At 63.9% G+C, this 15,258-nt stretch carries 9 protein-coding genes and 1 pseudogene; 7 read left to right on the forward strand and 3 right to left on the reverse strand.

The window, feature by feature from the left end; all coding sequences use genetic code 11:
• Positions 1 to 5: 5 nt before the first annotated feature.
• Both ACXC9Q_RS25665 and ACXC9Q_RS25670 read left to right on the forward strand, forming a co-directional pair.
• A complete protein-coding gene (locus ACXC9Q_RS25665) occupies positions 6 to 578 on the forward strand; it encodes an HD domain-containing protein (protein ID WP_457059207.1) in 573 nt (190 codons plus the stop codon).
• A 278-nt stretch (positions 579 to 856) separates the two neighbouring features.
• On the forward strand, positions 857 to 7,021 hold the full coding sequence (locus ACXC9Q_RS25670; protein ID WP_457059208.1) for a hypothetical protein: 6,165 nt from the start codon (positions 857 to 859) through the stop codon (positions 7,019 to 7,021).
• A gap of 399 nt (positions 7,022 to 7,420) precedes the next feature.
• On the opposite strand, the gene ACXC9Q_RS25675 is transcribed toward ACXC9Q_RS25670, so the two are convergent.
• Positions 7,421 to 8,734, reverse strand: a complete 1,314-nt coding sequence (locus ACXC9Q_RS25675) for an ImmA/IrrE family metallo-endopeptidase (protein WP_457059209.1) — start codon at positions 8,732 to 8,734, stop codon at positions 7,421 to 7,423.
• A gap of 881 nt (positions 8,735 to 9,615) precedes the next feature.
• Between ACXC9Q_RS25675 and ACXC9Q_RS25680 the strand changes: the two genes are divergently transcribed.
• The 3 genes and pseudogenes from ACXC9Q_RS25680 (at position 9,616) to ACXC9Q_RS25690 (ending at position 11,241) form a co-directional block, all read left to right on the forward strand.
• A complete protein-coding gene (locus ACXC9Q_RS25680) occupies positions 9,616 to 10,356 on the forward strand; it encodes a hypothetical protein (RefSeq protein WP_457059210.1) in 741 nt (246 codons plus the stop codon).
• 33 nt (positions 10,357 to 10,389) lie between these two features.
• Positions 10,390 to 10,842 (forward strand): annotated as a pseudogene (locus ACXC9Q_RS25685) (site-specific integrase); the annotation flags it as partial.
• A 96-nt stretch (positions 10,843 to 10,938) separates the two neighbouring features.
• Positions 10,939 to 11,241, forward strand: a complete 303-nt coding sequence (locus ACXC9Q_RS25690) for a winged helix-turn-helix domain-containing protein (protein ID WP_457059350.1) — start codon at positions 10,939 to 10,941, stop codon at positions 11,239 to 11,241.
• A gap of 187 nt (positions 11,242 to 11,428) precedes the next feature.
• On the opposite strand, the gene ACXC9Q_RS25695 is transcribed toward ACXC9Q_RS25690, so the two are convergent.
• Together ACXC9Q_RS25695 and ACXC9Q_RS25700 are read right to left on the reverse strand one after the other, a co-directional pair.
• Positions 11,429 to 11,626 (reverse strand): hypothetical protein, encoded by a 198-nt coding sequence (locus ACXC9Q_RS25695; protein WP_457059211.1) that lies wholly within the window; start codon positions 11,624 to 11,626, stop codon positions 11,429 to 11,431.
• Positions 11,623 to 12,354 carry a hypothetical protein gene (locus tag ACXC9Q_RS25700; RefSeq protein ID WP_457059212.1) on the reverse strand — a complete coding sequence of 244 codons (732 nt, stop codon included), beginning with the start codon at positions 12,352 to 12,354 and terminating at the stop codon, positions 11,623 to 11,625. The genes ACXC9Q_RS25695 and ACXC9Q_RS25700 overlap by 4 nt, the downstream gene beginning before the upstream one ends.
• Before the next feature lie 460 nt (positions 12,355 to 12,814).
• Here ACXC9Q_RS25700 and ACXC9Q_RS25705 point away from each other — a divergent pair, with 460 nt between their 5' ends.
• Entirely contained in the window at positions 12,815 to 14,056 is a 1,242-nt protein-coding gene (locus ACXC9Q_RS25705) for an amidohydrolase family protein (RefSeq protein ID WP_457059213.1), read from the forward strand.
• Positions 14,057 to 14,527: 471 nt separating this feature from the next.
• A complete protein-coding gene (locus tag ACXC9Q_RS25710; protein ID WP_457059214.1) occupies positions 14,528 to 14,953 on the forward strand; it encodes a hypothetical protein in 426 nt (141 codons plus the stop codon).
• Positions 14,954 to 15,258: the final 305 nt, after the last annotated feature.

Below are 15,258 nucleotides of genomic sequence, written 5' to 3' on the forward strand. Positions count from 1 at the left end.
ATCACATGAGCGAGTCGTACGACCAGGAAGCGACCGGCACCGCGGCGTTCGCCTACGAAATGGGCGTTCTCAAGCGACTGCGGCGCTCAGGCTGGTGGCACGCCGGCATCCGCGACCCCGAGTCAGTCGCGGAGCACAGCCTCCGGGTCGCCCAGCTCGCAGCGCTCATTGCTGCCGAGGAAGGAGGCGATCCGGCTCGGGCGGCGTACCTCGGGCTGTGGCATGACTCCCAGGAGACCCGGATCGGAGACATCCCCCACAGCGCAAAACCTTACGTGCGTGCTCAGCCGAACGAAGCGATCACGGCCGATCAAGTCGCCAGCCTGCCAAGCAGATCAGCGCAGTCCATCATTGATGCGGTTTCCGAGTACGAGGCCCAAGCAACGGTCGAGGCGATCTGCGCAAAGGACGCCGACAAGCTGGAGTGCCTGATCCAGGCCGTCGAGTACGGCGACATTGGCGCGAAGAAAATCCAGGACTGGATCGACTCATCACGCGCGGCACTCAAGACTGAGTTCGCAATGCGGGTTGCGGATGCAGCGTTGAACACCTCCACTCTGGCCTGGCGCGAACAGTAGGCCCGCGCCTGGCCACACCATCCCCAGAATGCCGAGGCGCTCGCGTGCGTGCCCACTTCGTTCCACAACCTCGCGGATCAGATCGATCTGGCCAAAGGTTCGACGCTGAGGCGACAGGTCGGGCCTGGCGGCCAGCTTCCATGCGCGGTAGACCTTCGGACAGGCCGTCGGGGCGCACTAGCTCTCGTATAGCGAACAAGTCGGAAGCTGCAGGCTGAGGGATGGGACCAGAATCTGAGGAAAATGGCGTCGCCCCGAGTACCGGCGAGCGAGCCGCCATGGTCGGATATTCCGGACAGTACTATCTTGCTGCACGGATCATTCATTCCCGGATCCCCGTTTTGGATTGGATACGGTGCGCCGATCCGAGCGCGGGCGTCGCTGACGACTTCCAGTTCAAGGCGGGGTCGCGACGACACGCGATACAAGTGAAATGGTCACAATACCCGACTTCTTTTCAATGGAGCTCCCTTGTCAATCCGGTCGGCGAGGCGCCGGCGCTGCTGACTGAACTGGCAAGGGCCTGGGTGCGTTTGCGCCAGGACTGGACGGGGCCACTAACGATTCACCTGTGCACCAATGACTATGCGTCCACAGCATCGCCTCCGAAAGGCACCCCCCTCTCGACCGCGAGTGTCGATCCACCGCGCCACTTCGCCGCCTTTATCTCGCGCTCGTGGGAGCCACTTAGGAGGCACCTCGCTGAACACGATGCGACCTGGTCGGAGTTACAGACGCTTCCCCTAGTCGGCCAATGGTCCGATGCCTGGGATTCATTACGCACCGCCAGCGCACTCTCGAACGAACAGTTCGTAGACTTTCTTCGGGACTTCTCCCTCAGCTTCGTTCCGCACACGGGAACGGGCCTTACGCAATTAGATACGGAAACGGCCGCTGACGTAGCGAGCTTAGCAGCGGAACTGCAGGCAATCGTCGCAGATCCATCGCGACCGGTGGAATTGTCGCGCGAGCAAGTCCTGGAGCGGCTCGGCTGGACAGACAGGCTTCGATATCGGCATCCTCACAGGTTTCCCGTACCCGAGACGTACACGGCCAACGCGATCGGGCGAACAGCTCTGGAGGAGCGTCTGCGGACCTTGGCGGGTGGCTATATCGCCTTGGTGGGACCAGCTGGCTCGGGCAAATCAACTCTGCTGGAGAGTTCTGATCTTCCGGGCCGGGTCGTGCATTACTACGCGTTCGTGCCAGACTCACCCGACCCGCTCAGCGGTCGCGGGGAGGCCGCAAGCTTCTTCCACGACCTCTCGCTGGCGCTCGAGGAAGGCGGTCTGCACCGGCAAGGCTACGGCAGCGACCTCCACGGCCAGCGAGCAGTGCTACTCGCCCAACTCGACCGAGCTGGCCGCAGGTTCGCGGAGCGCGGCGAGAAGACCATCATTGTGATTGACGGGCTCGACCACATACCACGAGAGCAGAGTCCGACAAGATCGCTGCTTGACGAGTTGCCATCACCAACCGCGCTGGACGACGGCGTGTACATCATCCTCGGCAGCCAGACGATTGACATCCTTCCTGCGCCGATCGAGACAGCGCTCAACGCTCAGAATCGCACGGTTGAGTTGCCCCCATTAGCCAGCGACGAAGTCCGGAAAATCGCGGAGATTGCTGGAGTGTCGGCCTGGTTGCTTCCGGGGCAAATCACGGCACTGGTAGCAGCAGCCGAGGGACACCCGCTCGCCCTAACGTATATTCTTCAAGATCTCTGCGCTTTGGAGAGTGAGCACGATGGAGGCGACCGGCGCCTGCTTGCCGACTCCACGCTTTCGGACGCATCCTCATATGGCGGCGACATCGAAGCGCGTTATCGCGGCTATCTCGGCTCCATACTGGGCGATTCGGACCTTGTAGCTCTGGTGGGCGCCGTCTCCCGGCTCCGCGGTCCTGTGAATCTGGATTGGCTCGCAACGTGGACTCAGCCTGCGGCTCTCACGAAGTTCACGGAAAGGGCGAGTACCTTTTTTCACCGTCACGGTCGGGAATGGCGATTCATTCATAACAGCTTCCGCAGATTTCTCGCGGATGAGACCGCGCGAATCGCGGGTCAGATTAGCCCAGCACATGACCAAGCCCTCCATGCAGACCTCGCGGATCGGTGCGCCGAGAGCGGCAACTGGCCCGCGTACCGCGATGAGGAGTTGGCACATCGCTTTCTCGCCGGCCAGTACGATCGCGTACTCGAGGCCGCCACTCCGCAGAGGCTCCGTGCAACGCTGGTCGACGCGCGACCGGCTGCCACCGTTCGAGAACACACGTCGCTCGCCTTACGAGCCGCCTCTGAGTCGGAGAACTATCCGGCGCTTCTAAGAGGGGTGCTCTTCACAAACGAGCTGGCACAACGGGAGCTCGTGCTAGAGCCGAAAGAACTAGCACGGGCCGTCGCAGCGACTAATCCCGAAGACGCGCTGGAGCATGTTGTCCGAGGCGGTGCGCTACGGCTCGAGAGCTCAGACGCGCTCGAGTTGGCCGCCAACTTTGCAGCCAGTGGCGACGTTGACGCGGCCGGTGAGATCGTCCGCGCCGCAGGCAGTCTGCGCGGACTAGTTGAGGAGCTCTCTACCAGTGGTCGAGCCGGCCATGAATGGGAGGGCAGCATCGCAGACTGGGCTGAGGTGACATGGCACCGATCCGGTCTGGATCGGGTGCTGGACGAACTGAATCATCTTCTGCCCCACCCGTCGTCAAATCCAGTCGAACCTGAAACACGGGAACACGTCCGCGACGGTCAGGAAGATCGTCAACGCGGGCGAAGACTGCGCGAAGCTGAGGAGAGAAGAGCATCTGTCATTGCAGCGCGAAATCTCGCCCACGCACGCTGTTTCGACCTTGCGGACGCCGTGCGTGACGACGAGACACAGGCCCAACTGGCAGAGGTGATTGACGCGGAAGCCCCTCTCGGGTGGCGCGCACGTGTTCGCGTGGTCCGCGCTGTGTCCGCCCTAGCCGATGGGCAGCCTGCGGAGGTCCTGCGTCAGGTGCAGGACATGCTCAGCCTCCAGCAAGCATCCAATCCTGCACAGGTCGAAGAAGAAGACGAGGACGACGCCCCTGTCGCGGCTGCAACAGAGGCTAGCTACCTTCCCCTGTCGCTGCGGTTACAGGCGGCGGAGGCGCTCATCCGCGCCGGCCTCAACGACGCTCCTGAAGTCGACGCGCTCGTTCCACCTGGAACCACTGCACCTTGGCCATCTGCACCGACCAGTCGGAAAGGACTAGAACCGTTCCTAAGCGCCCTCGCGCTTGACCGTCTGCGCCGTGTCCATCCGGATCACGTGAAACCGAACCCGGACACCACTCCTCCATCTCACTCAAATGACTTCGACCGAGGTGCAGGGACACGTCGATTCAAACAAGCACTGTCCGCACTCGCCGACCTTGAAGGACAGGCCGTTGCGGCGGCGATTGGTCAAGGCGAGCCTCCCACAGTCGCTGGCGGTGCCAACGTCATCGTGCGGTTGCTGGAAGTTCCACCGCAACAGACCCTGGACTGGACGGGCTGGCACGACATGCGCGAAGCGGCACCGGCCCTGTTCGCTCGATTGGTGCGGCTGTGCGCGCGATGTGGCCCCGACCAGTTTCGGAAGCTCATTGCCATGTTCGAGGAGGCCTGGCGAAGCCAGGATCGCGCGAAGTATTGGCCACCTTCGCGACGGCAAGCGGTATTGACCGCGATCCTCGAGGCCGACGCCACCTCTGCCGATTGGGTAGTCGCAGAACTCGGCCGGCTAGATGCAGAGATTGACCAACGCACCTTCGACCCTTACGACCGCGTCTCTACATGGCTGAAGCAGTCCGAAGCCTGGGGCCTCGCCAATAACCAGGCCAGTGCGCGCTCAGCACTCAAGCGCGCCGTGCAGGCATCGTGGGGCCCAGGCCAACATGACGACGACAGGCAGCTCGCGACCTGGCTCGACTGGTTACACGCCTCCGCGGATCACAAATACCTCGACACGGATCATTTCCTTGCGGAGTGCCGAGACTACGCATCACGGCTGTCCGTTGCTTCCAACGAAGCGGACCATCACGCCTCCACCGCCAGTCAGCAGCTAATCCAAATTGTCTTCAACAGCGACGCCGCACTGGCTTGTACTCTCGCAGAAAATCCCTGTGAGCGCGGTGTCATGGACGAAGCCCAAATGATCGAGTCCGTGCTGAGCGGCGCTATCCGCGACACACGAGTGGATCTCGGTCTGGTGGTGAAGCTCTATACGCAGCTTTTCATGCCTATAGTGCCGTCCACGTCGAGCGATCTCCGTGACGCAATCCGCGACCGCGATTCAACCGGCGAGATAGCAACGCTGATCGAACGCGCCGAACTCCTATGGGAGGTTCCGGCCGGCGATCGATCGGAATCCGGAACGTCGGGCAGTGACACAACTCCTGGCACTGCAGGAACGGCTGAAGAGGCGTCACCAACCAGCGCGGCACTGCTGCTAGCAGACATGCGCCAAGCATCCCCAGAGGACATCCCGGAAGGTAACTTGCGCCGTTGGACGCAAGCCGCCGACAGGGAACGCGGCCGTACGAGCAGAATCGTCGCCGCAGCCATTCTGAGCGAGGCCCGCCGTCTGCAACTGACCGGCGCGGCCATGGGCGCGGTTTGCGCTCTTGCCGCAGAGGCAGGCGACGTCGGCGGTGCCGAAATAGCAATTGGCGAGGTGCTGGCCCGAACACCTGCGTACGGATGGATTCGGCATTACGACGGCGGCACTCGATTCGAGCTGTTCCGGACCGCGCTAAGCGGACGCCACCCGGCGTTAATCAAACTTGCGGCCCGGGACCTGGCTGGCGCCATCAGTGGCGGATCACTCCTTGGTCAAATCTTCCCTACCGATCTGAGGCGGCTGACCGAGCTAATCGGCGGCGTCGACCTGGTGGCGAGTGCGTGGCCCGACATCAGGGCGTACCTGGACGAATACGCACCCGTTGGCCCCGAACATCTCGACCAAGGGTTACAGACTGCTGCGTCACCAGCCGAAGCCTTGCTGCGGTGGACCTGCACCCACCTCGGTCACCCAGTGAGGCCAATGGACTTTGGCGCACGAGAAGTCTTGCAAACTGCGCTGGAAATCTACCCTGAGGTATCTCAGCTTGTGCTGGGTGAGGCCATAGCCACTGGAGGTTGGACAGCTGAGGCCGCGCTGCTCACTCTAGTCACGGCATCCGGTCGCCCCGACGCGATGACCGTCGACCTGCGCGATGCCGTGGTCACGGCCGCGTCGGACGGTGATGCGATAAACCGGTCGATTGCGGCGAGGCTATTGAAGCTGTATGACACAACCCCGCCACGGCCACCCGCGCGCCCCCTTCTAAGTGCTTATCGGATCACCCTCCCGCCACTCGCAACCAGATCCGCCCCAGAACTCGACCGAGAGGGGGTTCCGCATCTGGACAGACACGACCCGCGACAGCTCGTTGCGCCGTTCGACTTACCACTCGTCTGGCTGGCAGAAGCGAGTGATCTGTCGCCCTCGGCACTGATCTACCACGCGGCCGCATTGGCAGCCGCAGATACAGGTCCTTGGACATCCGGCGGCCACCGAGCGCAGGCCAGCCGGCAGAAACGACGAGGAAACCGGCATAGCTACCGTCCGTGGGCCTACATGGCCGGCCGCCGAGCCCTGGCCCAGGTCCTCGGCGACCTCGTCGACGCGGAGTTGCTCACATATGGACCGTTCCCCGCCTACGAACTCGGATTCGTGGACGAGAAACTGGTAAACGTACAACTCGATCCGCTTGACGGCACCACGCCTCTACCATGGCGCCCTGAGGGGACGAGCTCGTATGATGTACGTGGATGGTCCGAGGAGACTCAGGACGCCGCGGATGCCTACGTAGCCGCACGACCGCAATCGCCCTACGTGCTCGCCGAACTGAGCGAATGGTGCTCGCTTGAGTGGGGGCGACCACGAGAAGTCCGGAAGGTCAAAACACGACATCCGCAGCATGCGGGGCCTATCGTCTCGCTCCCAGCGCCCGCCTGGGAAGATACCTACAGCGGCGCGATGAACTACCCCGCCCGGATGCACCTCGACTGGCACGCCGAGGAACTCGTGATTCATGCCTACGAGGCTGATACTGACTCGAGATTCCATGAATGGCTCGCGGTGCACCCACATGCCGCGATTCAACTTGGGTGGCAGACTGCCGACGATGAACCTTTCAAATGGATCGGTCCAGACGGAGCCTGGCGAGCACGGACGGTGCGAAGAGTACGCGGCCTACTGAGCCACCAACCGCCGGTTCACACGTACTGTGCCGAGGTCTGGCAGGTGGTCCTAAGCGACGTCGGCAGAGACGAACTAGTCGCGAGGTTTCCGTCAGTGACGCGAACACTGCACCTGGAGAGGACGCTTCCCGCGAGCCGACGTGAGTCGCGACCACATGATGAGGTTGCTAGCGCGCGAGTTCGGATCGATCCATAACGGCGTCGAGTTCCACTCGCAAGCTTCTGCCGTGCCGCCGCCTTGCCGCCTAGAGTGGTAAGCAGTTTGGAAGAACGGCAGACGCCCGCTCGGTGCTCCTCCCTGAGCGTGGATCGGTTATCCGTGGGTGACCGGGACCGACCCTCAGTTCAGCTGGGAACGGCCTGGGAACGAAGCTGTGTCGACTGGCGTCGCCTGGAGCTGGTAACGGCCGAACTCATGTTGCCCCGAGACGCCTGAAGGGGCGCATGTCGGCATGGCACGTCGGTTTTCTAAACCGCACGTCGTGCCCCAGGAAGGTCGGCGTCGCGACCCTTCGTCGTGCACGACTTCCCGCAGAGGCCCAGCCTCGATATCGCACCGCTGCGGCGCTCCTCGGCCGTGCGCTAGGAGCGTCGTCTAGCGAGTAGTGCCGGCCAACTGATTGGCGTATTGGTGCCTAACGACAAGCGGCGAGACACCGAAGTGCTGAGCAACAGACTCCAGTCCAAGGTCTCCGATTTCGCCAACGGCATCCAAGGTCTCGCGTATGCCCGCCGCGGGTGCGAGCAGCTCTGCCGCAAACGCTCCTGCCACTCGCTCGCTGTATCCGCGCGCTGCTGACAACACAAAGGAGTGCTGATCTGGCCGTGCCAGCGCGTGTCCAAGCGCACGGGCGCGACGAAAAGCAGCTCCAGTCCTGCCGATAGGCGGTCCCCCGAGGGCAACTCCACAATGATCATTTTGGACTGCGACAACGCCCTGCAGACCATACGACGGGGAGGTCGTGACGCTGGATCCAACCCACGGGAGCGTGTCGAACGGCTCCGTGGGCGGACTGTTGAGTTGCTCCCGCACACTGCGGGCTAGGGCGTACCCAACCTGCCACGGTCGTTCGAAGACGTCCGTTGACGTAGCGGATGCCACCTCGTACAGCGGAATGAGGCTTGCATCGGCTTTCTTGGAAGCCCGGGTGGCGAGGCCGAGAGCGCGTGACGTCCACCGCGCGGCATCATTTAGCGCGTCCACGTCCGCGCTGTCAAAGAAATCGGCGACCAACTCAACAGGTAGGTCGGATGCGACGCGCACAACGTCCGCAGCCAGCTCGTCCGAGACCGAGTACGGGTCCCGGCCCAGCCGGGCGACGGCGCGACAGAACTCCTGTTCCTCCGCGCTTGTAGATGCGATCGCTTGCCACTCTTCCGCGAGCCACGTCTTAGGGAGCCCCGCCTCTGTCAACCGCTGTAATACGTTGTCAACAAGCCTTGCTAAGCCTTCGATTGCTTCATCGCCGGGAAGGAACGCACTTCCGCCAGACACGAACCGAATCGACCCATAAACCTGATCAACGTCCGGTGCCCAGACCGCGTGCGCCACCGCTCCTTCGAGGACGAGAGTGAGGTTTGGCCATGCCATGCCATCGCCGGCACCCCTGAAGTTGTGTGAGCGGAGCCAGTTGTGGACTCGAACATTGCTCCAAGTCCAATATTCCGACTCGATCGCCGACGGTCGAACGTGGGAGGTCAATACCCACCAGTTCGACGCTATCCACTCGGCCAGCGGGTAGAGGGAGCCGAAGACAGACCGTCGAAAGGTGCCGTCAGCCGCCTCAAGCTGAGTTGCGCATCGGTTTCCAACCCAAACCTCGTATCGCGCCCACGTCGCAGCAAGTTCCGGGGTGCTCACCTTCGGTGCGTCGAGCCACTCGATACGAATCTCAACGCCGCCGCTCACGGCAGCCACCCCGGAGCCTCGACGTCCAGAATCGGATACCCCTTGTATTCGCCTGAGCCAGAATTGCTCAGTCGAGCCTCGTAGACCTGACCCTCAATCCTCGCCCACGCATACCGAGGGTAGTCGCCGTCGAGTGTTGCACTGACGCAACCCTTGCGAACGGCCTCGCGCAACCAATCCTCAACTAGCCCAAAATCGAGCCCTCTAGGACAGGCCGTAGCATCGCTACGAAGTCGCCCCGGGCCTGCGCTAGTCATGTAATCCTTATGCTCAGGACTGATTGTGTACCTGACCCTGTCAGCCATGACAGACAAGGCTCCCTCAGTTACTCCTTGCAGGCGGTCGTCCTTACGGGGGCGCCGACGTGACGTAGCTCTCATCACACCGCCCGAACGATTCTGGGAGGCGACGGTCGATCGGTCACCCTACGAGGGTAACCCGGCGGCCTCGACATGACTGCTCCAGGCCGTGTCTCAGAATGTCGTGGATGACCTCGCAACCCTCAGAAATGTCAGCTGGAAGCTAGGAGAGCCGGCAAGGCCCGCAAGCTCTTCGAGCGCGCACTGGCGGCTGTTGATGCTGAGGGGCGGCGAGCTCGCCCGGCGTGCGTTCGCGTGCCATGGTTCGTGCCATGAAACAGCGTCTAGGAGAGTTGCGTGAGTCGCTCAGAGGGGCCGCAACAGCAAGTCGTGCCGACTGGAGTCGGCCAGTGTGGCAAGTGGCATGGCTCTCATAATCCCTGGGTCGCGGGTTCGAGTCCCGCCCGCCCTACAAGAAGAACATGCAGGTCAGCGCCATGATTGGGTCATGAGCTGAGGGTCGAAACGAAGGGCGTGGGGCCACTCGTGGTGCCGCGCCCGAAAAATCGCCACCGTGGGGCCATGGGGAACAAGCCTGTCGGCAAGCAGCGCGGCGAACTGGAGACGCTTCCATCCGGCTCCATCCGAGTGAAGGTGTACGCCGGCAGGGACCCCGTGACCAAGCGCCGGCTCTACCTCACCGAGACCATCGCGCCCGGCCCGAAGCAGGAGAAACTGGCCGAGCAGCTTCGGACGAGGTTCTTGAACGAGGTCGACGAGAAGCGCAACCCCAGGACACGAGCAACGGTCGACCAACTAATGACGAAGTACTTCGATGTGCTTGACGTCGACGCATCAACCAAGCGCGGCTATCGCTCGAAGTACAACATCCACATCAAGCCGCTCCTCGGCACGACGAAGCTGACGAGACTGGATGTCGAAGTGCTGGATTCGTTCTACGCCGAACTCCGGCGCTGCCGGTTGCACTGCCGAGGGAACAAGTTCATTCAGCATCGAACCACACGCCCCCACCAATGCGACGAGCACGAAGGCAGCCGATGCCTGCGCAACAATCCGCAAGGCTGCCGGCGATGCCGACGGATGTGTAAGCCCCACGTTTGCAAGGGCCTCGCCGACTCCACAGTCCGACAGATCCACTGGATCATCAGCGGCGCTCTTGGGCGCGCCGTTGTCTGGAAGTGGATCTCCATAAACCCAGCGGAGCACGCCGACAAGCCTGGCCTGCCGGCACCAGACCCACGGCCGCCGACTGTGGACGAAGTCGGTCGGTTGATCACAGCAGCGTGGGAGGAGGACGACTAGGGAGCCTTCCTCTCAACAAAGACGACGACTGGCAGTAGGCGCGGCGAAATGTGCGCACTGCGGTGGAGCGATCGCGATCGCGGAGAAGGCGCAACGTCCGTCCTCGGCATCAGACGCTCCATCTTCGTAAACGATGCTGGCCAGCTCGAGGAGAAGGACACCAAGACGCACCAGCAGCGTCGCGTTGTCATCGACTCGGAGTCTGACGCGGTACTGGACGAGCACGAAGGGCGCTGCCGCCAGCGAGCGTCGGACGGAGGAGTCGCGTTCGACCCGAACAGCTACATGTTCTCGCCCGTTCCCGATGGAAGCGTTCCACACCATCCCGACACCATCACGAAGCGGTACACGCGACTCGCGGCACGTCTCGGCATCCACACCACCCTCAAGAACCACCGTCACTACAATGCAACTGAGCTGATATACAACGTGCGCGCCGCGGCCGGGCGCCTGGGTCACTCTGGCGACGGGACAACAACGCTGCGGGTATACACGGCCTGGTGGTCGGAGGCCGACCAACGAGCCGCAGGGTCGACGCCCACCCGAATGCCTCCCAGACCGGCAAACACGACGACAAGCCAGATGGCATCGTCTCAGGCGCCCAGCGCCACAGACGAAGACCTCCAGCCGTATCAGCGGATTGCCGCAGACCTACGGGGCGCGATCGACTCCGGCATCCTGTGCCCCGGCGATCCCCTGCCGAGCGAGAAGTCTCTGGCTGAGCGGTACGCCGTAGCGCCGAGCACCGCGCACCGCGCTGTGGCTCTGCTCGTCGCAGCAGGATTGGTCACTGCCTCGCGCGGCCGTCGCGCGACCGTGCATCTCGGCGGCGAGGCACCGCTTGCCGCCGCCGTGATCGAGCTTGTGCGATCCACCCAGTCATAGCCTTTGACCGCCGGACCCGGCCGCTAGGCTCTCGTGGGCAACCTTTGTCAGCTAGGCCGCAGGTCTCTCCCGCCTGAACCCATCCGACCTTGTTACCGCGTTGCGGACCTAGGGCTGGAGTCCATCGAGAGCCCTCCGCGCCCTCTCTACGAGCGGTAGAGGACTCGATTTCGCGTTGCGAACCGTGTCACCCCGCAGCAGTGCCGCCGATGCTGAAAACCCACTGTGCGAACTCAGTCAGGGCCGCCGGCTGCGGTTCGCGCACCGTCGGATAGTACGGCTTGTCAGAGATACCGGGGAATAAGTCGGCAAGTCGCCGGTCCATTTCGGCCACGAGAGTGTCATCGATGACGCTCTCACGCAGGTAGCCCCGGTTGACGGTCATGTGTCGTTGTTGTAGACGACATACAGCGAGCGGTGTCCGGTCCTGGGCGAGTATGGGTAGTCGAGCGAGACCGACGCCGAGTTCGGGTTGAGCCGGATCGACGCTCCTGGTGTTCTCGTCCAGTTGTCGAGGATCTCCGCGAGGCGATCCCTTGACTCGGGTGGGCACGACTCCAGAAACCCAGTGACGGTCCGTGTGCTCACGTTGCCGACGACCTGGATCTCCGCAAGCCAGGTGTTCGGTCGCGATACGACCTCGGACCTGGGCACATAGTGGCCACCGACCTTCTCGACGGCCAGATTCACGAGGAAAACGGCGATGCCCTTGTTAGGCCCGAGTTCTTCGTACGCGCTATTGAGGTAGTCGGCGACCGCCACGAACTCGCGGCGGTGATCCTCGGCGATCACAACGAGCGCGCCAGCCTCAAGCCCTACGGCGTAAGCCAGGCCGCGCGTGAGGTGATCATGGTCGGTCTTGCTGAACTGATTCTCGATCGCAACAAGGGTGTTGGCCGGCGTGCGGGCAAGAATGTCGAGGCTCCGCCCCACATCCGGGATCGGCACTTCCACACCAACCAACTCCAGGGGCCCTAGCCCCAGGACGTCGAGCCAGTCGAGGTTGTCCTTCAGCCAAGGAGTGAAGTCCGTCGCCTCGCCAATCCATACAGAACGGACAGCGGCGGCCTCAGGACGGACAATGAGATCGATTGGCCGCGGCTCCGTGGTCATGGCACCATCATCGCCCATACCACCGCTGCGCAGGATGGAGAACTCACCGGCGCGCGATGCAACCGCACTTCGCCGGCCGGGTCGGAGCCTAGGTCAGGACTCCGACCGCCGGTCGTCTGCGGAGCGCGAGCGCTTATCACGAGCCCTTGCGAGTTGGAGTTGGCGACCTTCTCATTACGAGGAAGAACGACAGCGTCGCATCCGCTCTCTACCAGCGCTTCTAGCAACACGGCCGCCCCCAGCGAGCGCGAGATTCCCCACGCGTATCCGATGTTTCGTGCCGCGGGTGACGCCACATCGTGGACTGCAAATCGATGCGCGGCGCCACCGGCGAGGCTGAACAATCGATCAGGGGACGTCATGACTCACGTAGCTGAGGTGCCACCGCCGTTCTCTCCCGGCCGGCCGCGTTCACAGCGGTTGCTTGTCAACCTGTGGCCCAAGGGAGTAGGTCAGTCCTATGTATGCGGTCCGCGCGGGTGCCTGCTTCGACGGTGAACGGTTCGTGGCGGGAGGCGCCACCGTGCTGGTCGACCGCGGCCGCATCCTCGGGGTCGAGGCCGCGGCGTACGACCTCCCCGACGGCTGCGCGCTGCACGACCACGGCGACGCGACGCTGCTACCCGGCCTGATCGACACTCACGTGCACCTGGTTGCCGACAGCGGGCCGATGGCACTGGACCGGGTGGCCGGTTACAGCGACGAGGAGATCGAGGCCGTGGTGACCGAGGCGCTGCGCCGGCAGCTGGCCGCCGGGGTGACCATGGTGCGCGACCTGGGCGACCGGAACTTCAACGTCGTCGACAGGCGCGACGCGCAACGCGCCCGCGACGATCGAGCGCCGTGGATCGTCGCCTCGGGCCCGCCGGTCACGACACCCCGCGGGCATTGCTGGTACCTCGGCGGGGAGGCGGCCGGGGCCGACCAGCTGCTCGCCGCGATCCGGGAGCGGGTCGAGCGGCGGGTCGATGTGGTCAAGGTGATGGCCAGCGGGGGCATCAACACGGCCGACACCGACATTTATGCGCCCCAGTTCGCTCTCGAGGACCTGCAGCTGCTCGTGGACGCGGCCCACCGCGCGGGGCTGCCGGTGACCGCCCACGCACACGCGGCCCTGGCCATCGATCAGGCGGTCGCGGTCGGCGCCGACGGGCTCGAACACGCCGGCTATCTCGTGCGGTTGGGCGACGCCGCCGCACCGGGACTGGCCGCGCTGCGCGACATCTCTGCCTCCGCCGCGCAACTCCAGGCGTTGGCGGAGAGCGGGATGGCCGTGTGCCCCACCGTCGGTGGCTTCACGGTCGCGGCACTACGCCGCGCGCCGGAGGCGTTGCAGCAGCGGATGCGCGAGGCCGGCGTTACCCCCGAGGAGTTGGTCGAGAAGCGCCAGAGTCTGGTCCAGCGGATGCATGCGGCCGGGGTCCGGCTGGTCGGCGGCGCTGACGCCGGGATCGGCCCGAACAAGGCCCACGGACTGTACGCCGAGTCGGTGGTCGAGCTAGCCGCGGTGGCTGGTGTGGTCGACTCACTGACTGCGTCTACCAGCATCGCGGCCCAGGTCTGCGGACTCGGAGAGCGCAAAGGGAGACTCGCCCCCGGCTACGACGCGGACCTGGTCGTCGTCGCCGGCGACCTGGCCCGGGACGTGACCGGGCTGCGAGAAGTACGCCAGGTCGTGCTGCGCGGCCAACCGGACGGGTGATCAGCACGGCAGGCCGATCGCGCGCGTCGACATCTTCCTGATCAGTGAGGAGGGCGATGCGGTACGGCGGCTTCTGACGGGATCGAGAGCTGAAAGCGGCCAGGTCATGTGTTGCCTGACCTGGGGTTTCTTGGTGCCGCGGAGTGGAGCCGCCTGTCGGAATCGAACCGACGACCTTCTCATTGCGAGGAGGAAGGTCAGCGTCACGTCTGCCGTCTTCAGGCGTGATTCGTTGCAAGGAACCTATCTCCGGTGCCCGTATTTTTCATCCGTATCGGGCAGTTCGCTCCACGAATGGCTCCACGCCGCCGCTACAATTCCCCCGTCCGCTGGCCCACTCCGACCCACGATCAGGGGCGGTTTGCACCGCCGCCGGTGTCAACCCCGACCACTACCGGGTCTGGGTGCACGAGGGCCGGAGGCGATCGCGCCGGCCACCGCCGGCTCCCAGTCGCAGTGACGAGTTGGGCGGTGTACCGGCTGCCACCCCGCAACCTGGAGGCGGTCCTGGCGCGCGAGTTGGCGCACCGCCTGGCAATGCCCCGTACGCCGTCGCTGCTGCTGTCCTGGCTCGCTGTGCCCGCCCGCATGATGGGTCGGGCGATCGACTTCTGTCTGAAGCATCGGGTGTTGTCGATCTTGGCCAAGATCGTGATCGGGTTCCTGCTAATCGGTGTGCTCGGAGTGTGGATGTTCCTCGGCTTCAGCCACTACGTGGTGTTCATGTTGAGCCCTTCCTCGCGCCGTTCGTGGTGCCGTGGGCCGCCCGCACTCAGGAACGACTCGCCGATCGTGCCGCCGCCGAACTCGGGTACGGCGTGCTGCTCGCGGAGGTGTTCACGGGTAGGGAGTTCGACAGAGCTCAGCAGTGGCAGGCTGCCCTTCGCCAGGACCTGAAGGCGTCACAACAGTCGGATTCGACGCGCCTGCGGGCACTGGAGAAGTACCTCGAGTCGTCGCCTGCGGTTCTCGTTGAGTGAGTGACCACCAGCTTCCGCCCGGCGAGCCCGAGGACGACGCCCCAGCCCGCCCGCAGCTGTTCGCCCACCGCTCGGCCCGGCGACAACAACACCAACACCGCGCCAAGAGATGCCACTTCCAGCGACGACTAAACCGCGACGGATTCGGCGGGTTGCGTCCCGCGGAGTGGCGCCAACCGAACTCCTCACGGCATGATCAGCACCACTCGCTGACCCGCACAC

This window comes from Kribbella sp. CWNU-51 (genome assembly GCF_054073265.1).

Bases quoted from the DNA above. Each gene is read 5' to 3' on its own strand.
- ACXC9Q_RS25665 (WP_457059207.1), top strand. From the start codon at position 6: ATGAGCGAGTCGTACGACCAGGAAGCGACCGGCACCGCGGCGTTCGCC.
- ACXC9Q_RS25670 (WP_457059208.1), top strand. From the start codon at position 857: ATGGTCGGATATTCCGGACAGTACTATCTTGCTGCACGGATCATTCAT.
- ACXC9Q_RS25680 (WP_457059210.1), top strand. From the start codon at position 9,616: ATGGGGAACAAGCCTGTCGGCAAGCAGCGCGGCGAACTGGAGACGCTT.
- ACXC9Q_RS25690 (WP_457059350.1), top strand. From the start codon at position 10,939: ATGGCATCGTCTCAGGCGCCCAGCGCCACAGACGAAGACCTCCAGCCG.
- ACXC9Q_RS25695 (WP_457059211.1), bottom strand. From the start codon at position 11,626: ATGACCGTCAACCGGGGCTACCTGCGTGAGAGCGTCATCGATGACACT.
- ACXC9Q_RS25700 (WP_457059212.1), bottom strand. From the start codon at position 12,354: ATGACCACGGAGCCGCGGCCAATCGATCTCATTGTCCGTCCTGAGGCC.
- ACXC9Q_RS25705 (WP_457059213.1), top strand. From the start codon at position 12,815: ATGTATGCGGTCCGCGCGGGTGCCTGCTTCGACGGTGAACGGTTCGTG.